Here is a 22931-nt window from a genome sequence, read left to right as displayed (position 1 = left end):
ACATGAAGCTGACGCAGGCTCTCACTTCAGCGGTGCAATTGCGCAAGGATGCGCCCGGCACGATCCATGCGGGGAGGTCGCGGAGCTGGAAGGAGATCGGCCGGCGCGTTGCCTGTGCGGCCGGGGGATTGCGCAGGCTCGGCATCGAGGCCGGCGATCGCGTCGCCATTCTCGCGCACAACAGCGATCTCTATATCGAGGCGCTCTATGCCATCGCTTGGGCCGGCGCAGTCGCCGTGCCCCTCAACACCCGCTGGGCCGTGGCGGAGAACGCCTATGCGATCGACGACTCCACGCCGAAGCTGCTGCTGGTCGACAAGACCTTCGCCGAGGCCGCAACCGCGCTCCGAAGCGCAAAATCCCTTACCGCGATAGTCTATCTGGACGATGGGCAAGTCCCTGACGGCATGCAGCGCTATGATGAGCTCATGGCGCATGCGCCGATCGAGGATGCCTCAGGCGCCTACAACGATCTCGCCGGCATCTTCTACACCGGCGGGACCACGGGCTTTCCCAAGGGCGTGATGCTGTCACACGCCAACATCATCTATGAATCGCTGGTCTGGATCTACGCGCTCCGGTTCCGCGAGGACACAAGATACCTGCACTCGGCCGGGTTGTTCCATCTGGCCGGGACCTCGCCGATGATTGCGCTGACGCTGGTCGGCGGCACGCATATCACGATTCCAAAATTCGATCCTGAGCTGGCGATGAAGGCGATCGCCGAGCACAGAGTGGATTACTGCCTGTTTGTGCCGACCATGCTCAACATGCTGCTCAATCATCCGTCGTTCGGGACTTATGATCTTAGCAGCGTCAAGAATTGCGAATATGGCGCATCTCCGATGCCCGACGCGCTGCTGGTCAAGCTGATGCGCGTGCTGCCGAGCTGGCGCTTTCACCAGGGCTACGGCATGACCGAGAGCGCAGCGCTGGCAACGATCCTGCCCTGGGAGTACCACGCGCTGGAGGGGCCGCTGGCGGCAAAGCGGAAATCCGCGGGACGCGCGGCGCCGGGCGTCGAGATCCGTATCGTCGACGCGGCCGGCTTGGAAGTGCCGCGCGGATCGGTCGGCGAGATCGCGATCCGCGGCGCCGGCGTCATGCTGGGATATTGGCGCAAGCCCGAAGAGACCGCGCGCGTACTGCGCAACGGATGGCTTCATACCGGGGACGGCGCCTGGATGGACGAGGACGGCTTCGTCTACATCGTCGACCGCCTGAAGGACATGATCGTGTCCGGCGGCGAGAATGTCTATTCCGGCGAAGTCGAGAACGCTATCTTCCAGCACGAGCATGTCAGGGAATGCGCCGTCATCGCGGTCCCCGATCCGCAATGGGGTGAGGCGGTGCATGCGATCGTCGTGCCGAAGGATGGCGCCACGCTCGATGCGGAACTTGTGATCGCACATTGCCGCAGCCTGATCGCCGGCTACAAGTGCCCGCGTTCCGTGGATATCCGTCGCGAGCCACTGCCGCTGACGGGGTCCGGCAAGATCATGAAGTCGGCGCTGCGCGATGAAAAATGGCGTGGCTATACGAGGTCGGTCAACTGATGCAGGACACCGCCATACGATCCGACGGTTTGCCGCGTCCCGTGCCGGCGCCTGTTCGCCGCCCGGACGTCGTCAATGATGACGCGGTGCGGGGCGCACTCGCGCGTTATCTCGCCCGGACATCTGGAGGCGGGGTCGAGATCATCAGCTTCTCCCGCAAGTCATCCGGCTTCTCCTGGATCACGTATGGCTTCATCGCTCGCTCGGCGGATAGATCCGATCGCAAGTTGATCCTGCGCGTCGGTCCGCCCAACGGATTGTTCGCGCCCTATTCGGTGCTGCCCCAGGTCCATGCGTTGCAGTCGCTGGCCGGCAGCAATGTTCCGGTTCCGGCACTGGTGTCGTTCGAGCAGGACGGAGCCGAGATCGGCTTTCCCTTCTTCATCTGCGTCCATGTCGAGGGCGACGTTCCCGCGCCCTGGGCCGCGAGCCAACTCGGCGAGGACCATAGGCGCGTCATCGCCCTGCAGTTCCTGAACATCCTGGGTGAATTGCACCGGATCGACGCACGCACGACGCCGCTGGCGTCGTTGCAGGGCGGAGGCGAGCGCGCCGAGGTCAGCGCCATCGCAGCCTGGCGTGCGTCGCTGGCGCGTCCGACGGCGCGCTACTATCCGCTACTCGACTGGGGCGGACGATGGTTGCAGGAGAACTGCCCGCAGCCGCCGCGCCGGACCATCGTGCATGGCGACTACAGGATCGGTAACTTCATCGAGCACGACAAGAATATCGTCGCCATCCTCGATTGGGAGCTGACCCATCTTGGCGATCCCCATGAAGATCTGGCCTGGGCACTGATGCCGACCTTCAACGCCAGGAGCAAAAAGCTCTACGGCGTGGTCGAGCGCGCCGAGGTGATCGAGCTCTATCAGCGCGCCTCTGGAATTCCGGTCTCGGCCAAAAGCCTCGCATTCTACGAAGCATACGCGCTGTATCAGGCCGCGGCGATCCAGATGTGCGCCGTGCGCGCCTTCGAGGTCGATCGCTTCAACGACATGCGGATGGCCGTGATGGCGAGCCAGATGCCTTCGATCGTGAGGGCCTTCGAACGGGCGCTGGAGGCTGCGGCATGAGCGCGTCTTTCGAGCGGTTGATCGAGGGCATCATCGACGCCTTGCAGACCCATATTGTGCCGAACAACGGCGACGATTTCGTCCGCGGTCAGGTGTTCTCCGCGATCTATGCGCTGAACGGGCTGAAGCTCGCTGCGGACTGGAAGCCGGGGCCACTGCTGGATCAGGTCCGCTTGCAGGACGACGCATTTGCTGCGGTCAGGCAGCAGGCGAACGGGATGGATCATCCGCCAATTCCCGCAACGCCCCGCATCGCACGCGAAAACGCCGAGGCCGCGCAGATCGAGGCATTGCGCGACGACGGCGACAGGCTGCTCGGACAGCTTCTGCTCTGGGCGAGCGGTGAGGGCGCGCGTACGGCCGATCCGGATGCGGCGAACGAGATCGAGCGCTTGCTGCGGCGCGCGATCTGCGATCAGCTCAAGATCGAACTCGCGACAACGCCGAAATCGATGCTGCAACAGATCGCAGGCGGCGACGGCGACGCCGCGCGAGGTTGAAGCGCGCTTGCCCGCAAAGAAGCTTGCCGATTCGGCTCGGTCATGCTATTTACTAAACGGTCGTTCGGATTATTATAGAGAGCACGAAGAAAGCCGACGGACGCGGCCAGCGAGGGAGACGGAACGATGAACGTGATGACCGGCGTCTCGCCGTGGGAGCGCCTGATCCGACCCGACCGGGTGCACGGCTCGCTCTACACCGATTCCGCGATCTTCGAGGCGGAACTCAAGAACATCTGGTACCGGACCTGGGTCTATGTCGGGCACGAGAGCGAGGTGCCTAACGTCAACGACTACGTCATCAAGTCGATCGGCCCGCAATCCATCATCATGACGCGCGATGAGCAGGGCAAGGTGAACCTGCTGCTTAACCGCTGCTCGCACCGCGGCAACCAAGTTTGCTCCTATGAGCGCGGCAATGCACGTTCCTTCACCTGTCCGTTTCACTCCTGGACCTTTGCCAATGACGGCCGCCTGGTCGGCTACGCCTTCCCTGACGGTTATGAGGGGCAGGACAAATCCCAGCTCGCGCTCGGGCGGGTGACGCGCGTCGAATCCTATCGTGGCTTCGTGTTCGGCTCGTTCGCCGCCGACGGGCCGACGCTGAAGCAGCATCTCGGCGGCGCCGCTGAGACCATCGACCGTCTGGTGCGTAGTTCGCCGGAAGGCGAGGTCGAGGTCACCGCAGGCTTCCTCAAGCATCGCGTCAAGGCCAACTGGAAGTTCATTCTGGAGAACGAGTGCGACGGCTATCATCCGGCCTTCGTGCACACCTCGATCTTCGGCGTCGCCGACAGCATGATCGGCAAGCTCTATGGCGGCGCCTCGACCGCGCTGACGCGCGACTATGGCAATGGCCATACCGAGATCGACCTGCGCCCCGAGTTCCGCAAGCGCGGCGCACCGATGAGCTGGTTCGGCACCAGCGAGGAGCGGCTGCCGGATTATACGGCGCGGATGAAAGCAGCTTATGGCGACACCGCGGCGCGCGAGATCATGATCGACGGCACGCCGCATGTGATGATCTTCCCGAACCTGTTCATCGCCGAAATCCAGATGTTCGTGATCCAGCCGCTCGGCGTCGACGACAGCGTGCAGCATGTCACGGCGCTGCAGTTCAAGGGCGCGCCGGACCTGAACCGGCGGCTGCGCCAGCAGACCATGGGCTCGGTCGGCCCGGCCGGCTTCCTGCTCGCGGATGATTCCGAAATGTACGAGCGCTGCCACCGCGGCGTTCTGGCGCGCAATCCCGAATGGATATTCCTCGGGCGCGGCGAGAAGCGCGAGCGCCGCGACGAACTCGGCTTCACGGTCGGCCACGTCACCGATGAGGTGCCGTCGCGCGGCATCTGGAGCCATTACCGCAAGCTGATGGAGCCGGCTTGATGTTGTCGCGCGAGAGCAGCGCCACGCTGATGAGCGCCGTGACCGCCTTCCTCTATCGCGAGGCGCGGCTGCAGGACGAGCATCAATACGAAGCCTGGGAAAAGCTCTGGACCGATGACGGCGTCTACTGGGTGCCGGCCAATGGCGCGGACATCGACCCGGAGCGGCAGATGTCGATCATCTACGACAACCGCTCGCGGATCACGCTGCGGGTCCGGCAGCTGATGACCGGCAAGCATTTCACCCAGACGCCGCAGTCCAACTTGCGCCGGCTCATCTCCAACATCGAATTGATGGACCAGCAGCCTGATGACGGCGACATCGCGGTCGCCAGCAACAGCCTGATCTTCGAATCGAGCCTGCGCGACGACACGCTGTGGGCCGCGCGCAATGAATACCGGCTGCGCCATGTCGACGGCGAATTGCGGATGGCTGCCAAGAAGGTCGTCCTCGTCAACAACGACAAGGCGATCTACACGCTCTCATTCCTGGTTTAGGAAAGGTCTCGGCTATGATCGACAAGGGACCCGTTCTGCTCGACATCGACGACGGCATCGCGCGACTGCGGCTCAACCGCCCCGATGCAGCCAACGGCATGAGCGCCGAGTTGCTCCGGGCGCTATGCGACGCAATCATGGTCTGCCACGGCCATCCGGGCCTCCGCGTAGTGCTGCTGAGCGGTGAGGGTGCGAATTTCTGCGCCGGCGGCGATGTGCGCGCCTTCCTGTCCAAGGGCGAGAAGCTGCCGGATTACATCCGCCAGGCGACGGCTTACTTGCAAAACGCGGTAACTGGCCTGCTGCGGCTCGAAGCGCCCGTGATTACCTCAGTGCAGGGCTTTGCTGCAGGCGGTGGTGGCTTCGGTCTCGTTTGCGCCTCCGACATCGTGATCGCGGCGGAGTCGGCCAAGTTTCTGGCCGGCGCGACGCGGGTCGCGATGGCACCGGATGCCGGCGTCTCCGTTACGCTGTCACGGCTAGTCGGCCTGCGGCGCGCGATGTCGATCCTGCTGACCAATCCCGTGATCCCCGCCGCCGAGGCGCTGCAGATGGGCATCGTGACCAAGGTCGTGCCCGACCACGAACTTGCCGACGCCTCGCTGGCGCTGGCGCGTGAACTCGCGGCCGGCGCGCCGAAGGCGCTGGCGGCGACCAAGCGGTTGGTCTGGGCCGGCACCGGCACTAGCATCGAGCAATGCCTGTCGGAGGAGGCGCGCACGGTGGCCGAACTGTCAGGCATGGCCGACGCGCGCGAGGGCCTTGCCGCCGTGATCGAGCGGCGCAAACCGATCTTCACGGGGCGTTGAGGCATGGCCGGCGCCTTGCCATTCGGGCGTCTCGATGGCCGCCGTGCCTTCGTCTCCGGCGGTGCGCGGGGCATTGGCGCGGCGATCGCGCGAAGTTTCGCTGGCGCGGGCGCCAAGGTCGTGATCGCCGATCTCGACGTTGCGGCAGCCTCGGACCTCGCACAGGAGATCAACGCCGGCATCGCAGGACTTGATGTCAGCGACGTCAAAGCGGTACAGGCGGTCATTGCGCAGGATGGTCCGTTCGACATCCTCGTCAACAATGCTGGAATCGACCAGCACGCCTTCTTCACCGAGACCACGGCGGAGGACTGGGCCAGATTGTTCGCGGTCAATCTCACCTCGGTGCTCGCATGCACCCAGGCCGTGCTGCCGGCGATGCAGGCGGCGCGCTTCGGCCGCATCATCAACATCACCTCGGAGGCCGCACGGCTCGGCTCCAAGGGCGGCTCGGTCTATTCCGCGGCCAAGGGCGGCGTGATTGCCTTCACCAAGAGCATCGCGCGCGAGAACGCGCGCTTCGGCATCACCGCAAACGCGATCGCGCCGGGGCCGATCCGGACACCGATGCTGGAGCAGGCGATGGCCAAAGGCGGCGACAAGATCCTGCGGGCGATGACGGATGCGACGTTGCTCGGCCGCCTCGGCGAGCCCGAGGAGGTGGCAGCCGCGGCGCGCTTCCTGGCGTCGGACCAGGCCGCCTACATCACCGGCGAGACGCTCGGCGTCTCCGGCGGCATGGGGATCGGCGGCTGAGATGAACGGTGCGGCCAACGATAGCGAGGTCGATCGTGCGATCGAGCGGTTGCGTGCGATCTATCGCAACTGGACCCGCGATACGTCAGTCGCGCAGATGCGCAGCGACTGGGACGCGGCCTTTGCCGGCTGTTCGGTGCCGGTGTCGGGCCGGCATGTTTCCGCCGGCGGCGTCGACGGTGAATGGATCGTGCCGGCAGACGCGCCGCACGACAAGGCAATCCTCTATTTCCACGGCGGCGGCTTTCGCATCGGCTCGGTAGCCTCGCATCGCGACCTGATCGCGCGGATTGCCGAAGCCAGCGGTTGCCGTGTACTGGCGATCAATTACCGCCTGGCGCCGGAGCATCGTTTCCCGGCAGCACTGGATGACGCGCTGAACGCATATCGCTATCTGGGCGATCAGGGTCTGCGGCCTTCCGGCATCGCCTTCGCGGGCGATTCCGCCGGCGGTAATCTCGTACTCGGCGCGATGTTGGCCGCGCGCGACCGCGGGGAGCCGTTGCCTGCGGCGGGCGCGCTGATGTCGCCCTGGACCGATCTCACTGCTGCCGGTGCGAGCTACGAGAGCCGGGCCAAGGCCGATCCGATCCACCAGCGCGCAATGATCCTGGCGCTCGCCAGGAATTATCTCGGCAAGGATGGCAACCCCTGTAATCCGCTGGCGTCGCCGCTCTACGCCGATCTCACCGGCCTGCCGCCGCTGCTGGTGCAAGTGGGCGACCGCGAAACCGTGCGCGACGATGCCACCGGGTTGGCCGCGAGGGCGAAGGCCGCGGGCGCCGACGTCGAATTGCAGGTCTGGGACGGCATGATCCACGTCTTCCAGATGTTTCCGGAGATTCCGCAGGCGCAAGAAGCCGTCGCGGGCCTCGCGAATTTCCTGCGCAACCATCTTCACATCGGCCGTGAGAAGGCGCCACAATGAACGTCATGACCCCGGATCCGCGCCAGCTTGCTGAGGCCGATTTCCACTTCTCGGAGCAGCCCAACCTCCCGGAGGAGCTGCGCATGCTGCGCGAGCAGGTGCGTCGTTTCGTCGAGAAGGAAGTTGTGCCGCACGCCGAGGCGTGGGAGCGTGACGGCAAGATCCCGCGCGAGATCTTTCGCCGCATGGGCGCGCTGGGCCTCCTCGGTATGCGCCACGCGGCCGAGTATGGCGGCACCGACATGGGGCCGCTGGCTTCGATAGTGTTTGCCGAGGAGCTGGGGCGCTCGAGCTTCGGCGGCTTCACCTCGTCGATACTTGTGCACACCGACATGTCGGCTGTGCACATCACGCTGCGCGGCACGCCGGAGCAGAAGCAGAAATATTTGCCGGCGATCATTCGCGGCGAGACCGTCTGCTCGATCGCGGTGACTGAGCCGGACGCGGGCTCGGATGTTGCTGGCTTGAGGACACGCGCGACGCGTGACGGCGACAGTTGGGTGATCAACGGCTCGAAGATGTTCATCACTAATGCCGTCTATGGCGACATCCTGATCGTCGCCGCGCGCACCGATCCGCACGCCAAGGGCAGCCGTGGTCTCTCGCTGTTCATCGTCGAGCGCCACACGCCGGGTATTTCGGTGACGAAGCTCGACAAGCATGGCTGGCTCTGTTCGGATACTGCGGAGATCGCCTTCCAGGATGTGCGCGTGCCGGCCGAGAACCTGCTCGGCGAGGAGAACAAGGGTTTCTATGGCATCATGGAGACCTTCCAGAACGAGCGCATCGTCATTGGCGGAATCTGCGCCGGCGAGTCCGCCAAGGCGATCGAGCTGACCACGAATTATGTGAAGACGCGGCAGGCTTTTGGCGGTCCGCTCTGGAACCAGCAGGCGGTGCGGCTGAAGCTCGCCCAGCTCGCCGCGAAGGCGGCGGCGGCGCGGCAGCTCGCCTATCATGCCGCTGAGCTCGCCGAGGCCGGGCAGGAGTGCCTGCGCGAAGTGTCGATGGTGAAGGCGCTGTCGCCGGAGGTGCTGCACGAGGTCGTGCATGGCTGCCTGCAGCTGCATGGCGGCTCCGGCTTCATGCGCGGCACGCCGATCGAGCGCATGGTGCGCGACGCCCGCGTGCTCACCATCGGCGGCGGCGCCACTGAGGTGATGCTGGAGGAAGTCGCGAAGCGGATGTGAAGGGTGATGTACCGGGCCGAAAGCGGACTATCGTCAAGGCCCGCCATATCCTACTGTGACGAGATCAGCAGTTGGATCGGGGATCATGAGTCGCTTCTGGAGTTCAGTCGTCCACAATCTGTCGCCCTACGTGCCCGGCGAGCAGCCGAAGCAGGATGGCATCGTCAAGCTCAATACCAACGAGAATCCGTACGACCCGTCGCCGCGCGTGCTGGCGGCGATCGCCGCCGCGACAGACCGTCTGCGGCTCTATCCCGATCCGCATGCGACCGTTCTGCGCGAGGCGATTGCTGCCCGCTACGATATCACGCCCGACGAGGTGTTCGTCGGCAATGGTTCGGATGAGGTTCTGGCCCATACCTTCCAGGCCCTCCTGAAGCATGATGCGCCGCTGCTGTTCCCCGACATCACCTACAGCTTCTACCCGGTCTATAGCGGCCTGTATGGCGTCAACTACGAGGAGGTACCCCTCGACGCTGGGATGAGGGTGCAGATCGCCGACTACCGGCGGCCATGCGGTGCCATCATTCTGCCCAATCCGAATGCCCCGACCGGGATCGCGCTTTCGCGCGACGCGATCGAAACGCTGCTGACCGAACATCCGGACCAGTTGGTGGTGATTGACGAGGCCTATGTCGATTTCGGTGCCGAGAGCGCCGTATCGCTGGTTGCCCGCCACGACAATCTGCTGGTCATCCAGACGCTGTCGAAGTCGCGAGCCCTGGCCGGCTTAAGAGTTGGCTTTGCGATCGGCCAACGACCCCTGATCGAGGCACTGGAGCGGGTGAAGGACAGCTTCAACTCCTATCCGCTTGGTTGCCTTGCCATCGCCGGTGCGGTCGCCGCCATCAAGGACGATGAATGGTTTACGGCAGCGCGCCAACGCATCATTGCGACCCGCGAATCGCTCATCCGTGACCTCGCTGAGTTGGGCTTCGAGGTGCTTCCATCCACCGCGAATTTTGTCTTCACACGCCATCGCAGCCACAGTGGCGCGCATCTTGCGGGCCGGCTTCGGGAGAGCGGCGTGCTGGTGCGGCATTTCAAGAAGCCGCGAATTGAGGACTTCCTGCGGATTACTGTTGGTACCGAGGAGCAATGCGGCCGCTTGATTGCCTTGCTGCGCGGCTTGATCTGACCGCGCGCTCAGCCGGCGGGCCGGCCTTGGCCGACCGCCTGCGCCGCAACGCCGGGCCTGAGGCGCCAGTCCGGACCAAAATCTTCGAGCGGATGAAAGAACAGCGGCTTGGCGGTCTCGATCCGCCGTAGCCGCTCGGCGTAATCGTCGAGATAGCCTTGCCGCGTCGCCTCGTCGACGAAATTCACCGACCAGGACACGAAGGGCGGCAGCACCTTGCAGCCAGCATAGGCGAGCGTACCGTTCTGGATCGGCCACAGGATCACATCGAGCGCCCCGACCAGTCCGTCGGTTGCGCACATCCCGGGATATGCGGCGGTCGAGGTGACCATCATGGCGCGGCGCCCGGTGAGGCCGCCGGTGTCATAGCGGCGGCCGGCGCCGTAGACCGCGCCGTTGACGAATACCCGGTCGATCCAGCCCTTCATGATGGCGGGAACCGAAAACCACCACAGCGGAAACTGCAGGATCAGGAGATCGCACCAGATCAGCTTCTCGATCTCGGCGGTGATGTCGTCGCTGAGCGACCGGTGCTGGAAGTTGTGCTTCTGCTCGCGGTCGTATTGCAGCCGGTCGGGAAATCGCCGCTCGCCGAAATCCTCCCCGGTCGCCACCGGGTTGAAGCGCATGGCGTAGAGATCGGAGACCCTGACCGTATGCCCTAGCGCGGTCAGCTCCGCTACCGAACGCGCCAGAAGTGCAGTGTTGAAGGACTGCGCCTCCTGGTGGGCATAGACAATCAAGACCTTCATCGCTGCCTCACTCCACCGGCTTGAAGCTGAGTGTGGCCGCATCGGCCTGCATGATCTGCAGCTTCTGGTTCGAGAAACGGACGCCGGGGCCGAAGCTGATCGGCGCCATCACGCCGGTCTCTACGTTTTGGGTCTTCTCCAGCTCGGAGATGGTACAGGCCCAGGTCGGTTGTTTGCCGCAGCGCTCGATCGCCGCGATCAAAACCTTTGCCGCGGCATAACCGCTCATGGTGTAGCGGTTGATGCGCTTGAACTCGGCCTCCGACACCAGCGGCTTTGCCTTTTCGAGGAACGCCTTGCCGGCTGCGCCCGCAAACGGCTCGACATAGTCCACCGCGTAGATGCCGTCGCCGGCTGGGCCCATCAGCTTCAGCACCGGCTCGATGCGGCCGGGCCAGAAGATGCCGGTCACCGGCTTGACGCCGAGTTTCTCGAGCTCCTTCATCATCGCGATGTTCTCGGCGATGATGCCGCCGGCCAGGAACACCTCGGCGCCTGATTCCTTGAGCTGCAGCATGTCGGACGAAAAATCCTGCTGGCCTTTCTTGTAATTGCCGCTGTAGACGACCTTCAGCTTCTTCGCCTTGACCACGGAGTCAAAACCATCGCGCACAGTGATGCCGTAATCATCGTCCTGGGTGATCAGGCCCCATGTCTTGCCGGGATTCCTGTCCGCGAGATAGTTGACGAGATGGATGATGCCTTCCTCGTAGGATTGCCCGATCACGAACACGTTGTTGCGCGGTGGCTCCCAGAGGAACTTGACCGGTGCGACGTCGATCACGGTGGGAATTCCCGCTTTCTCCAGCACCGGCATCACAGCGATCGACTGGCCCGAGCCTGACATGCCGAGCATGGCAAAAACCTTGTCAACGTCGATCACCTTCTTGACGCCCTGGATGGTGCGCGCGGTGACATAGCCGTCATCTTCAAGCACATATTTGATCTTGCGGCCGTTGATGCCGCCGGCGGCATTGGCCTCGGCGATTGCTATTCTGTGGCCGAGCGAGGCGGCGACGCCGAGCAGCGCCGGCGGGCCGGTCAGCGGCTCGATGTCGCCGATCATAATCTCGGTGTCGGTAATCCCGGGGTCGGCGGCCTTCACCGGACCGATGGCGAGACAGGTGGCGGAAATCAGCAGCGAGGCTGCCGCAAAATGTTTGATCATTGTCTCCTCCTCATGATGTGCTTTTTTGTTAATAGCGCAGCGGCCAGTGCACCCAGGCTCGCTTGATGTCGTGCCAGGCGCCGACCAGCCCGCGCGGCTGGAAGCGCAGGAACAGGATAATGACGAGGCCGTAGAGCATGCTCTTCAGCTCCTGCGCGCCGGTGGTGAGCATCGCGTCCATCTGGGAACTGAGCAGGCTGAAGACGAGCCGGGTCGCTTCCGGCAGCAGCACGATCAAGATGGTGCCGAGCACCGCCCCGAGCGCCGAGCCGAGCCCGCCGACGATCAGAATCGCCAGTGCCTCGATCGAGAGCAGGAACGGAAAGCCCTCGACGCTGACGAACGACAGATAGATGCCGTAGAGCGCGCCGGCGATGCCGGTGATGAACGCACACGTCGCGAAGGCGACCAGCTTGGTGGCGTGCAGATTAATACCCATCACGCGGGCCGCGGTGTCGTTGTCACGGATCGCCACAAAGGCGCGGCCGACCCGGCTGCGGCGGATATTGAGAGTGGCGAACAGCGTCAGGACGGCGACGCCGAGACAGAGATAGGTGAAGGCCGCATCGCTATCGAAGCTGATGCCGAACATCTCCGGCCGCTGCACCTGGAGGCCGCGGGCGCCATTGGTGAGCCAGCGCATCTCCAGGATCACGCTGTTGATGATGAAGGAGAAGGCCAGCGTCGTGATGGCGAGGTAAAGCCCTTTGAGCCGCAGCGACGGCGCGCCGACGATCAGGCTGGCAATGGCCGGCACCACTCCGGCGCCGAGGAAGCCGATCAGCGGGTGCATGTGGTATTTGGAGACCAGGATCGCATAGGCATAGGCGCCGGTGACGAGGAAGCCGACATGGCCGAGCGAGATCAGGCCGGTGTAGCCGGTCAGGACATTGAGCCCGAGCGCGCCTGTCACCGTGATCAGGATGATGGTCAGGAACGACAGCGCATAGGAGTTCAGCAGGTGGGGCGCTACGATCAACGCCAGCACCAGCACCGCCGACCACAGCCACACCGGCGGGGAATCGACCAGCGCGACCAGTTCGCCATAGCTCTGTTTGTAATCGCCGGTGCGCATCAGACCCTCTCGATGTCGCGTTCGCCGAAAATGCCGAACGGGCGGATCATCAACACGACGATGATCATGGCGAAGCCCGTGATCTCCTTCATGTCGGAGCCGATATAGCCGCCGGCCAGGTTTTCGGTGATGCCGATCAGGAGGCCGCCGAGGCCGGAGCCGAGCACGGCGTCGAGGCCGCCGAGGATTGTCGCCGGAAACGCTTTCAGCCCAAGCTGGAACATCGCCGGCGACAAATCATAGGACAGCGCGAAGAACACCCCGCCGATGCCAGCGATGACCGAGGATGCGGCCCAGGCCAGCGCATGGACTCGTATGGCGCTGATGCCCATCAGCAGCGCCGTGCGGTCGTCGGCCGCGACGGCGCGCATCGCCACACCGATTTTGCTGTAGCGGAAGAACGCCCAGATCGCCGCCAAGAGCGCCAGCAGTGTCGCGATGACGCCAATCTGCCCGGTGCGCACGCCGATCCCGCCGAGATGCACGATGCCGCGGCCCATGCCAATGTCGAGGCCGTGCGGATAGGCGTCCCAGATGAAGTTGATCGCCGAGCGCAGGATCACCGCGAGCCCGATCGTGACCATCACGGTCGCAAACACCGGTTCGCCCAGCATCGGCCGCATCACGACGCGCTCGATGATGAGGCCGAGCAGGACCGCCGCGAGAACGGCACCGATTGCGACCACGAATACATTGCCGCTGACCGTGGTCGAGATCGTCCAGGCGATATAGGCCGTGATCATGGTCATCTCGCCTTGCGCGAAATTGACCAGGCCGGTCGACTTGTAGATCACGGCAAAACCCATTGCGATCAGGCCGTAGATCGCGCCGATTGCGAGGCCCGAGATCAAGAGTTGCAGCAGATATTGCATTCAGCCCTCCGCCGGATAAATGATGGCGAGCTCGCGCGCGAACTTCTTCTCGATCATGGCGCGGCGCACTTTCTGTGTGGCGGTCAGTTCGCCGTCGTCATGGTCGAGTTCCTTCTCGAGGATCGCGAAGCGGCGGATGTTCTCGACCCGGGCAAAGCGCTTGTTGGTCTCATTGACGATGCGCTCGACCAGCTCATGCACTTCGGCGAGCTGCGACAGCGACTTGTAGTTGGTGTAGGCCAGCGCCCGGTCGCGGGCCCAGCGGCCGACATTGTCGTAGTCGACCTGGAGGATGGCGCCGAGATACTTCTTGGCCTCGCCGACCACAATCGCTTCCTTGATAAACTCAGAATCCTTCAGCGCGTTCTCGATCTCCGAGGGCGCGATGTTCTTGCCGCCGGCAGTGATGATGATCGCCTTCTTGCGGTCGACGACGGCGATCTCGCCATTGTCGAGCACCTCGACGATGTCGCCGGTGCGCAGCCAGCCTCCGGGCTCGAGCGACGCAGTCGAGGCTGTCGCGTCGAGGAAGTAGCCCTTGAAGATGCCGGGATTGCGCAGCAGGATTTCGCCGTCGGCATCACACTTCCATTCGGTCTGCGGCAGCGGCAGGCCGCAACCGCCGATTCGGTGGTGACTCCCGGTCTGGATGAAGGCGACGCCGCCGCTTTCGGTGAGGCCGTAGCCCTGCGACACCGGGCGGCCGATAATGTCGAAGAAGCGCAGGGTCTCCGGCGAGATCGATGCGCCGGCGCAGAGACGGTGGCGGCTATGGGCGAAGCCAAGATGTCGCTGCAGATTGCGAAACATCAGGAGATAGAGCAGCCCGTAGGCCGCGCGATCGAGCCAGCTGTCCCTGCCGGCCTGCCGGCGATCGGACAGTTTGCGGCCGCACGCGAGGCAGGCCCTTGTGAAATCTTGCCGCAGCTTGCCGCTTTCGCCGAGCTTGAACAGAAAGCCCTGCTGCAGCTTCTCATAGATGCGGGGGACGCCGACGAAGAAGGTCGGCGCGATTTCGCGAATATTGAGCGCGACGGTGTCGATCGATTCGGCAAAGCTGACGGTGCCGCCGAGCACGAGATGCGTCACCATACCGTAGCAACGCTCGGCGACGTGACAGAGTGGCAAATAGCTCACGGCCTCGAAGGGCTTGTCGGCGATCCCGACGGTCCTGGCGTAGGCATAGGCCGCATAGACCAGGTTGCGGTGCGTCAGCATCGCGCCCTTGGGCGGGCCCGTCGTGCCTGAGGTGTAGACGAGGATGCAGACATCGCCGGGCGCACCCTGGCTGATCAGGCGGTCGAGCGTCGCATTGGCCTCCGGGTTCTCCAGCGCGAAAGCCTTGCCGCGTTCGCACAGCGCCTCGAACGACATCAGCTCGGACTGGCGATAGTGCCGCAGGCCCTTCATGTCGATGCAGGCGATGGCCTCAAGGTTGGGCAAGCCGCTATTGTTGGCCATCGCGTCCAGCACCTTGTCGGTCTGCTCCTGATCGCCAGTGACGACGATGCGGGCACCGGAGTGCTTGACGATGTATTGCAGCTCGATCCAGGGATTGGTTGGATAGATGCCGACCGCCACCGCACCGATCATCTGGATGCCGAGATCGGCATAGAACCATTCCGGTGTGTTCTCGCCCGCAATGGCGACGCGGTCGCCCGGCTTGATGCCGAGCGACAGCAGGCCGAGCGCAACCGCGCGCGCGGTCGCGTAATACTGGCGCCAGGAATACGGATTCCAGATGCCGTACTCCTTTTCGCGCAGCGCCAGCGTGTCGCCATGCATCGCCGCGCGCTGCCGCAACAATTGCGGGATGGTGATCGCGGCGTCCTGCAATGCCGCCTGGAACGCATCGGCGTCGGTCACGGCTACGCTGCGCGTCGTATCGGCTCGCAGCGGCGGGTGGGCGGTTCGCAGGCTGTCGAGTGTCGACATCAGGCGCCCGCCTTCGCTGCAGCCTGGGTGCGATGACCGCCGAGATAGGCTTCCGCAACGGCCGGATCGCGCCTGATTTCGTCGGGCGTCCCTTCAGCGATCTTGCGGCCGAAATTCAGCACATGGATGCGGTCGGAGATGTCCATCACGATCCGCATTTCGTGCTCGATCATCACAACGGTGATGCCGAGCTCGTCGCGGATGTCGAGCACGAAGCGCGCGATGTCCTCGGTCTCCTCCTGGTTCATGCCCGAGACCATCTCGTCGAGCAGCAGCAGTTTCGGCTCGCAGGCCAGCGCGCGTGCCAGTTCGACGCGCTTCTGCTGCCCGTAGGACAGCGTGCCGACGATGGCGTCCCTGACGTGCTCGATTTCGAGGAATTCGATGATGTGCTCGACGCGCTGCCGCGCCGCGATCTCTTCCTTGCGGGTGCGGCCGAAGAACATCACGGCATCGAGCACATTGGAGCGCAGGTGGGTGTGGCGGCCGGTCAGGATGTTCTCGACCACGCTGCCATGTTTGAACAGCGCGAGGTTCTGGAAGGTGCGGCCGATACCGATCGCGGCAAACCGCCATGGCGAGATGGTCGCAAGATCAATGCCGTCAAAGGTAATGCGGCCGCCGCTCGGCCGCAGCACGCCTGAGATCATGTTGAACAGCGTGGTCTTGCCGGCGCCGTTCGGCCCGATCACGCTGCAGATCTCGCCTTTGGTGACGTTCAGGCTGACGTCGGCCACGGCCTGCAGGCCGCCGAAGCGCTTTGAGAGGTTCTCGACCGTGAGCAGCGCGGTCACGACAGCCACCGCTTGCGGCGCTTGTAGTGCTTGACGTCGCGCAGGCTCTTGCGCCCCGCGCGGGAGATGCCGAGATAGAATTCCTGGACGTCCTCGTTGGCGGTGAGCCTCTCTGCCGTACCGTCGAGCACGACGCGGCCGGTCTCCAGGATGTAGCCATAGTCTGCGATATCGAGTGCGCGCTGGGCGTTCTGCTCCACCAGCAGCACCGTCATCTTCAATTCGTCGCGCAGGCGAGCGATCACCTCGTAGATGCGGTCGATGATCAGCGGCGCCAACCCGAGCGACGGCTCGTCGAGCGCAAGCAGCACCGGATCGGTCATCAGCGCGCGGCCGATTGCGAGCATCTGCTGCTCGCCGCCGGACATGTAGCCGGCGATCTGGTCGCGCCGCTCGTGGAGCCGCGGGAACAGCGCGAACACCTTGTCGCGGCGTTGGCGCGCCTCGGCATTGGTTCTGGTGTAGCCACCCATCTGCAAATTCTCGTCGATGGTCAGCGCCGCGAACACGCGGCGGCCCTCCGGCACCTGCACGATGCCGCGACGGACCAACTCGTCTGGCGCAAGATGGTGCACGTCGTCACCGCGGAAGCGGATGCTGCCGTTCTCGATCACGCCTTCCTCGGTGTAGAGGATGCCCGACATCGCCTTCAGCAGCGTCGACTTGCCGGCGCCGTTGGAGCCGAGCAGGGCGACAATGCCGCCCTCGGGCACCGCGATCGAGACGTCGCGGATCGCCTCGATTGCGTTGTCGTAGACGACACGAATGTTGCGGAATTCGAGCAGGCAATCGTGCGCAGGCGCCGCCTGAGGCACGCCGAGGGGCATTTCGGTCGGGATCGTGGTCGGCATCGTTCTCAGATCCGACCGGCCTGCGACATGCGTGGGCGTGCGGCGAGGATCGCGTCGGTGACGATCTTCGCGGTCTCCGCGCAGGCCTGCGTGCCGCCATTGCCATATTGCTTGACCGCGTCGCCGACGCACCAGAGGCCTTCGATGCCGGTTTCCCGCGGCAGATCGTAGCCGGCGCAGCTCCGTTGCGCCGGCCAGTCGTCGCGCATGACGCGGATCGAGAGGATTTTCGCCTGGTCGAAATTCGCGAACTGCTCGCGAAGATCTTCGAGTGCGAGTGCAACTTCGGCCTCGGAATCGAAGTCGCCGAGCGCGGGGACTGGCACCGCGTAGGCGACATAGAGATGCCAGCCGGGTGGTGCGAGCTCAGGGCACGTCGCGGAGAGGTTGGCCATGTTGCAGAGCCGGCGCGTCTTGCCGAAGGTGATGATGCCAGGATGGTTCATCAGCGGCTCGCGGCTGGCGACGTTGATGACGATGTTGGCGGCCGGGCGAAGTACGTCCTTCACCTTGGCGACGTAATCCCGTGGGAAGGCAGCATCGCCGGCGAGCGCGACCGTGGCCTTAGGTCCTGCATTGCTGATGACGAGATCGGTGTCGATCCGCACCCGCTCGCCGTTCCTGATGACAGTCACGCCTTCGACGCGGTTGTTCGCCGTGTGAATCGTGGCCGCCGGCGTGGCGAGCCAGATGTCGCCATTGCGGTGGATCGCGTTGCCGAGGCTGTTCCAGACCCCGATCGTGCCTTGTGGGCAGAAGCCGAACTTCTTGAAGGCGCCCTTGCTGGTGAAATAAGTGAGGAAGGCGCGGGCCGGCAGCTCGGCGGCGTTGCAGGCGAAGATTGCGGCGCAGAGATTGCGGAACAGCGCGTGCACGGTGGCGTTGCTGGTGTAGCCCTTCAGCCAGTCTTCGGTCGACTGCCGTCCGTCGGGCAGATTGCCGGAGCGCGCGTCGGCGAATTTCTCCAGGATGCGCGAGGCCTGTTTCGTCAGTTGGCCGAGCAGCAGCGACCAGCCGCCGCGGCCGACGTCGATCAGCTTGCCGTCGATGAAGAAGGAGGAGGCGGGCTCCGGTGAGCGGATATCGAGGGGCGCGCCGACGGTGTGGAACGTCTCCTCGAACACGCCGCCGAACTCGATCGCGATGGCGCCGATATTGACCTTGAAGCCGTCGATCTCCTCGGTCGAGGCGCGCCCGCCGAGCCGGTCCTTGTCGTCGACGACGAGCGTATGCAGACCGCCATGGGCGAGGCGTGCTGCGGCGCAGAGCCCGCCGGCGCCGGCTCCGATCACGAGTGCATCGACCTTCTGAGCATCCACGGACAGCCTCCCTCGATGCCGCCGGTTGCTCCCGGCATGCGCGATCTGCTTGCTTGACGGCCGCCATCCTAATATAATCCGAACGGCCGTTCAAATTATTTTTTGCCGCAGGCCGACGGTTCTTGGCGGGTGTTGCAAGAGGTTCTGGTGGATGGCCCTGCAAAGCGCGGGAGTGCGGGGCAAGGCTCAAGTATAAGGCTCTAGTATAGAGAGACCGGAGTCGCCCGATCACGGCGATGCCTGTTATGGACAAGAGAGACGCTGATGGCGCGGACGCGCTCTGAGAATTACGACGACATTCAGCGGGGCATCCTCACCTCGGCCTGCGGTCTGTTCGCCCGGCAGGGCTACATGCGCGCGTCGATCTCGGATCTCGCCGACGCCTGCAAGCTCTCGCGCGGCGCGCTGTATCACTATTTCGATTCCAAGGAAGCGATCCTGTTCGCGATCCTTGATGCGCATATCCGCGAGATGATCGCGGACGTCGAGGCTGCGATGGCCGGCAAGACGACGACGCTGGAGCAGTTTCGCGTCGCGATCCATGCCATCGTCGAACTCAACGCGCGCTCCAGCGACGAGCAGCGTGTGATCCTGAACGATTTGTCGTTCCTCGCCGAGACCGAGCAGGCCGCCATCAAGGCGCTGGAGCGCCAATTGGTCGACGTGGTCGCTGACCTGCTGATCCGGCTCGACAAGGAAGGCAAGATCGTCAAGCGCACCAAGAAGATCTACAGCATGATGCTGTTCGGCATGCTGAACTTCAGCCACACTTGGTACGATCCGAGAGGCGGGGTCGATCCAAAAGAATTCGCCGACATGGTGGTGGACCTGTTCCTGTACGGCTTCACCATGCCGCTGCCGGCCAAGGACGCCGCGAAGGACACCGCGAAGCCGCAACGCCAGCGCGCCTGAGCCCGGGCACTATGTCGCAGCATTCCTCTTAAGCGGTGTCGGCCCAGAATACCGCTTGGCCGCGACCGCCAGCTAAGTCGCAGCAAATCAAGACGATTCCTGTGGGCGAAAACTGGAGCCCGGATCTGGAACCGGAATCGCAGCGATCTTTCGCTCGAATCGATGGGACCACAGCAAGCTTCGATTGACGAATTGTTGCTAGTTGGAAACGTCCCTGGACGGGATCTGTGCCCGCTGATGCTGATCAAGTTCCAGCGCGGTAGCTGGTGTGCACGGGAGGGCGGTTGCAATTGCCATAACGGTTCTGGCCGACGGAACGGTCATTGCGCCGCCTCTTTCCCGTCTGAGGATCGCGGCAATGAGGGTGTGGTTTACCGTCCAGATTGCGACCGTTTTGCTTGCCGTGTCCGCGATTGCAGGCGCGGGCTCGGAGCCCGACATGCAGGCGCAGATCAGGGACATCGTGACGAGCGAGCTGGCGCCGACGGCGACTGCGGCCGACCCGGGCGGTCTTGCAGCGGCCGTCTATGCTGGCGGCCATCTTGCATTCTTCAGCTTTGGCTTCGCCGACGATGCCGCCAAACGGCCGGTCACGCCGGACACCTTGTTCAATCTCGCATCGCTGCGGAAGATCTTCGAGGCCACGCTGGTCGCGCTTGGCGTCGGTCGCGGCGAACTGCGGCTGGATGATCCCGTCGACAAATATCTGCCGGAGCTGCGCGGCGATTATATAAGCCGCGTTACCATCGGCGAACTCGTCACCCATACGTCAGGGCTGCTGCTGCCGACCGATCATCCGCCCTGGCCGGACCAGACGTTCAGCCGTGACCAGTTCATCGCGATGCTCAATGCGTGGAGCCCGCCTACGGGAGAACAGCCCGGCAAGCGGCGCATCTACACCCACGCCGGCTATGTCCTGCTGCAGCTCGTGCTAGAGCGGCGCTACGGCATGCCGATCGGCGTGCTGATCGACAACCGCATCCTCAAGCCGCTCGGCATGACGTCGACATTCATTCCGGAGCGCGGCGAGGATAATCGCGCGGTGATGACGCCCCAGATCATGCAGTCTGTGGTTCAGGGTTATTCCGACCAGGGCGTGCCGATCGGTCCACCGGGCAACCAGCAAAGTTACTACGACTTCGCAGGCACCGGCCAGATGTTCTCCTCCGCCCGTGATCTCGGCATCTTCCTTCGCGCCTGTCTCGATGGCGCGGTGATCGATCCCGACCTGCGCGCTGCGTTGGAGATGACCGAGCGCGAACGCTTTCGGGTCGAGGACAAATTCGGGCAGGCGATGGCGTGGGAGCATGTGCGCCTCGACGGCATCACTGTCATCGACAAGCCCGGCGGCCTCAACAACGCCTCGGCTTATCTCGGCCTGGTGCCGGCGCGAAAACTCGGCATCGTGCTGCTCGCCAATCGCGGCGAGTATCCGCACGAGATCGCGCGCTACAGGATTTTGCCGGCGCTCGCGCGACTTTAACCACAATGCGTGCCAGTCCAATGACACGCTTGCGCAAACGCGGAGGCGGGGTGCGAAAATTGTGATGGCGCGGCACGACGGCCGGCTGTATAAGCCAGTAGCTTCTTCTCCAATTTGAAGAGGCTGACATGACCGAATTCGTTACATCCGACTTCCTTGCGTCCGACTTGCATACGTGGCTTTCGCAACAGCACCACGGGCTGCGGACCTTCAAGACCTTCCAGCAAAAACTCGAGACCTTGAGCAGCGACGACCCCGAGCAACGGGCCGTGTGCCGGCTGCTGAGCGGTCTCGTCGGCAGCTATATCGAGGCTTTCGATGAAGCGCCGCTGCCCGTCACGGTCGCCGACCGCGCCTATGGCCGCCTGCTCGACCTCGTCGCCAGCCTCGATCTGCGCGGAAATACCGACCGGCGGCTGGCCGACATCAACCGCATCGCGGCCTGCGATCTCCTGCACTGATCGTGCACGACTGCCGATCGGCCGCGATCGATGTGAAATCGGCATTGAGCAATGCCGTCAAAGCGCTGGCTCGTGCCTGTCGCGTCAATTACGGTCTTCAGCAACGATAAATCACGGAGGCGACCATGCGCAGGGGAATGACGTTCGTTGGAGCCGTGGCGATCGCGCTCGCCGCCGTGCCGGTGCATGCGGACAACGCGGCGCTGCCCACCGGTCCGCAGGTCGGTGACCAGCATTTGTCCGCCTTCTACGATTGGGACAAGGACCTGCCGGCACGCGCCGGCGTGATGCTCCGCGAGGAGCCGATGCCGGCGCAAGCCGAGATCACGCACGCTTCGCTCGCCAACCGCATGCTCTACACCTCGATGGATCTGCGCTGGCATGCCGGCATCGTGCCGGTCAGCGGCACGTTGTATTTGCCGAAGGGCGACGCGCCGGTCGGTGGCTGGCCCGTGGTCGTATGGGCGCACGGCACGCTCGGCGTCTCCGATCGCTGCGCGCCGTCCTGGACCGGACACAAGCCGCGCGATGCGACCTACATCAACCGCTGGCTCGAAAGCGGCTTCGCTGTGGTCGCGACCGACTATCAGGGGCTCGGCGGACCCGGCCCGCACACTTATCTGATCTGGGAGGCGGAAGGGCGCTCGGTGCTCGACGCCGTGCGCGCGGCATTCGCGGCGCATTCCGACAAGCTCGCCGCCAAGGTGTTCATCACAGGCCAGTCGCAAGGCTCGGGTGCCGCCCTCGGCGCCACCCGCATCGCGCCGAGCTATGCGCCCGATTTGCAGTTAGTCGCCACTGTCGCCACCGGACTCGTCTCGACATTTCCGGACAGTCCGTACAAGCCGCCGGTGTCGCTCGCGATCGGCTCGCCGATCTATGTCTCCTTGATGATGCTCGGCGGCGCGCTGCCAGACGGTGCGCCCGCGGTCGACAGCCTCGTGACCGACAAGGGCAAGCTGATTCTCAAGGCGGCACGCGAAGCCTGCACCGGGGAAATGCGCGAGATCGCCAAGCAAAACGACATCACATCAGCCAATGCCTACGCCGAGCCGATCGCGAAGGTCGAGGCGGACCTGACGCCGGTCACCGACATGTCGCTGGTCAAGATGCCTGTTCCGGTGCTGCTCGGCACCGGGCTAGCGGATTCCGTGCTGGTGCCGCAACGCCAGTATGGCGCGGTGGCCGCGCTGTGCGCCGCGGGCAGTGACGTGGTCTGGAAGACCTATCCCGGCGCTACGCACAATGGCGGCCTGAATGCCGCCTTCCCCGATGCGCTGGCCTTCTTCCGCGACACGCTCGCCGGCCGTAAGCCGCAAAGCAATTGCGCCTCGATCGCGGCACCCGACGCGCCGGGCAAGCCGGCGGAGGGGATTCCGTTCAACGATTGAGCGTGCGGGCGACTTGGTGCGCGCAGCGGAGCTGCTGCGTCTCCTCGAACCGACAAATCTTCGGTCGTCCTGCAGTTTCACGTTG

Annotated in this window: 22 protein-coding genes; 14 read left to right on the top strand and 8 right to left on the bottom strand. The window is 64.2% G+C overall.

Going from position 1 to position 22931, the window contains the following annotated elements:
- The first annotated feature begins 2 nt into the window (after window positions 1–2).
- The 10 genes from UP09_RS05090 to hisC all read left to right on the top strand — a co-directional run bounded on the left by UP09_RS05090 (window position 3) and on the right by hisC (window position 9833).
- Window positions 3–1556, top strand: coding sequence for an acyl-CoA synthetase (locus UP09_RS05090; protein ID WP_044536968.1), 1554 nt, complete (start codon window positions 3–5; stop codon window positions 1554–1556).
- A complete protein-coding gene (locus UP09_RS05085; RefSeq protein WP_082069974.1) occupies window positions 1526–2629 on the top strand; it encodes a phosphotransferase family protein in 1104 nt (367 codons plus the stop codon). Before UP09_RS05090 ends, UP09_RS05085 begins: the two co-directional genes overlap by 31 nt.
- Window positions 2626–3129, top strand: coding sequence for a hypothetical protein (locus tag UP09_RS05080; protein ID WP_044536966.1), 504 nt, complete (start codon window positions 2626–2628; stop codon window positions 3127–3129). The genes UP09_RS05085 and UP09_RS05080 overlap by 4 nt, the downstream gene beginning before the upstream one ends.
- A 126-nt stretch (window positions 3130–3255) precedes the next feature.
- Entirely contained in the window at window positions 3256–4515 is a 1260-nt protein-coding gene (locus UP09_RS05075) for an aromatic ring-hydroxylating oxygenase subunit alpha (protein ID WP_044536965.1), read from the top strand.
- On the top strand, window positions 4515–5012 hold the full coding sequence (locus UP09_RS05070) for an aromatic-ring-hydroxylating dioxygenase subunit beta (protein WP_044536964.1): 498 nt from the start codon (window positions 4515–4517) through the stop codon (window positions 5010–5012). Before UP09_RS05075 ends, UP09_RS05070 begins: the two co-directional genes overlap by 1 nt.
- A gap of 14 nt (window positions 5013–5026) precedes the next feature.
- Complete coding sequence (locus UP09_RS05065) at window positions 5027–5821, top strand: enoyl-CoA hydratase/isomerase family protein (protein ID WP_044536963.1); 795 nt, start codon at window positions 5027–5029, stop codon at window positions 5819–5821.
- Window positions 5822–5824: 3 nt separating this feature from the next.
- The gene (locus UP09_RS05060) at window positions 5825–6577 is read left to right on the top strand and encodes an SDR family NAD(P)-dependent oxidoreductase (protein WP_044536962.1); all 753 of its coding nucleotides are present in this window, start codon (window positions 5825–5827) and stop codon (window positions 6575–6577) included.
- Between the two features lies 1 nt (window position 6578).
- A complete protein-coding gene (locus UP09_RS05055) occupies window positions 6579–7505 on the top strand; it encodes an alpha/beta hydrolase (RefSeq protein WP_044536961.1) in 927 nt (308 codons plus the stop codon).
- Entirely contained in the window at window positions 7502–8695 is a 1194-nt protein-coding gene (locus UP09_RS05050; RefSeq protein WP_082069973.1) for an acyl-CoA dehydrogenase family protein, read from the top strand. The genes UP09_RS05055 and UP09_RS05050 overlap by 4 nt, the downstream gene beginning before the upstream one ends.
- A gap of 85 nt (window positions 8696–8780) precedes the next feature.
- Window positions 8781–9833 (top strand): histidinol-phosphate transaminase, encoded by a 1053-nt coding sequence (gene hisC, locus UP09_RS05045; protein ID WP_044536960.1) that lies wholly within the window; start codon window positions 8781–8783, stop codon window positions 9831–9833.
- An 8-nt stretch (window positions 9834–9841) separates the two neighbouring features.
- Here hisC and UP09_RS05040 read toward each other — a convergent pair whose 3' ends face one another.
- The 8 genes from UP09_RS05040 to UP09_RS05005 are packed head-to-tail and all read right to left on the bottom strand — an operon-like array spanning window position 9842 to window position 18599.
- The gene (locus UP09_RS05040; protein WP_044536959.1) at window positions 9842–10585 is read right to left on the bottom strand and encodes an NAD(P)H-dependent oxidoreductase; all 744 of its coding nucleotides are present in this window, start codon (window positions 10583–10585) and stop codon (window positions 9842–9844) included.
- A 7-nt stretch (window positions 10586–10592) separates the two neighbouring features.
- Entirely contained in the window at window positions 10593–11753 is a 1161-nt protein-coding gene (locus tag UP09_RS05035) for an ABC transporter substrate-binding protein (RefSeq protein WP_044536958.1), read from the bottom strand.
- Window positions 11754–11781: 28 nt separating this feature from the next.
- Window positions 11782–12828 (bottom strand): branched-chain amino acid ABC transporter permease, encoded by a 1047-nt coding sequence (locus UP09_RS05030; RefSeq protein WP_044536957.1) that lies wholly within the window; start codon window positions 12826–12828, stop codon window positions 11782–11784.
- Window positions 12828–13700: a branched-chain amino acid ABC transporter permease gene (locus UP09_RS05025; protein ID WP_044536956.1), complete on the bottom strand. Its 873-nt coding sequence runs from the start codon at window positions 13698–13700 to the stop codon at window positions 12828–12830. Before UP09_RS05025 ends, UP09_RS05030 begins: the two co-directional genes overlap by 1 nt.
- Window positions 13701–15635: an AMP-dependent synthetase/ligase gene (locus UP09_RS05020; protein WP_052832960.1), complete on the bottom strand. Its 1935-nt coding sequence runs from the start codon at window positions 15633–15635 to the stop codon at window positions 13701–13703.
- Window positions 15635–16429 carry an ABC transporter ATP-binding protein gene (locus tag UP09_RS05015; RefSeq protein ID WP_044537097.1) on the bottom strand — a complete coding sequence of 265 codons (795 nt, stop codon included), beginning with the start codon at window positions 16427–16429 and terminating at the stop codon, window positions 15635–15637. The genes UP09_RS05020 and UP09_RS05015 overlap by 1 nt, the downstream gene beginning before the upstream one ends.
- The gene (locus UP09_RS05010; RefSeq protein ID WP_044536955.1) at window positions 16426–17280 is read right to left on the bottom strand and encodes an ABC transporter ATP-binding protein; all 855 of its coding nucleotides are present in this window, start codon (window positions 17278–17280) and stop codon (window positions 16426–16428) included. The genes UP09_RS05015 and UP09_RS05010 overlap by 4 nt, the downstream gene beginning before the upstream one ends.
- 5 nt (window positions 17281–17285) lie before the next feature.
- The gene (locus UP09_RS05005) at window positions 17286–18599 is read right to left on the bottom strand and encodes a phytoene desaturase family protein (protein ID WP_245301753.1); all 1314 of its coding nucleotides are present in this window, start codon (window positions 18597–18599) and stop codon (window positions 17286–17288) included.
- Between the two features lie 264 nt (window positions 18600–18863).
- Here UP09_RS05005 and UP09_RS05000 point away from each other — a divergent pair, with 264 nt between their 5' ends.
- The 4 genes from UP09_RS05000 to UP09_RS04985 all read left to right on the top strand — a co-directional run bounded on the left by UP09_RS05000 (window position 18864) and on the right by UP09_RS04985 (window position 22846).
- Window positions 18864–19511 (top strand): TetR/AcrR family transcriptional regulator, encoded by a 648-nt coding sequence (locus tag UP09_RS05000; protein ID WP_044536953.1) that lies wholly within the window; start codon window positions 18864–18866, stop codon window positions 19509–19511.
- Window positions 19512–19869: 358 nt separating this feature from the next.
- Window positions 19870–20994: a serine hydrolase gene (locus tag UP09_RS04995; RefSeq protein WP_082069972.1), complete on the top strand. Its 1125-nt coding sequence runs from the start codon at window positions 19870–19872 to the stop codon at window positions 20992–20994.
- A gap of 128 nt (window positions 20995–21122) precedes the next feature.
- Window positions 21123–21455: a hypothetical protein gene (locus UP09_RS04990; protein ID WP_044536952.1), complete on the top strand. Its 333-nt coding sequence runs from the start codon at window positions 21123–21125 to the stop codon at window positions 21453–21455.
- Between the two features lie 125 nt (window positions 21456–21580).
- Window positions 21581–22846 carry a lipase family protein gene (locus UP09_RS04985; RefSeq protein ID WP_156164461.1) on the top strand — a complete coding sequence of 422 codons (1266 nt, stop codon included), beginning with the start codon at window positions 21581–21583 and terminating at the stop codon, window positions 22844–22846.
- Window positions 22847–22931 lie beyond the last annotated feature (85 nt).

The sequence above is a fragment of the Bradyrhizobium sp. LTSP885 genome, assembly GCF_000938305.1.
Lineage (GTDB): Bacteria > Pseudomonadota > Alphaproteobacteria > Rhizobiales > Xanthobacteraceae > Bradyrhizobium.
This window is presented reverse-complemented; position numbering and strand designations above follow the sequence as displayed.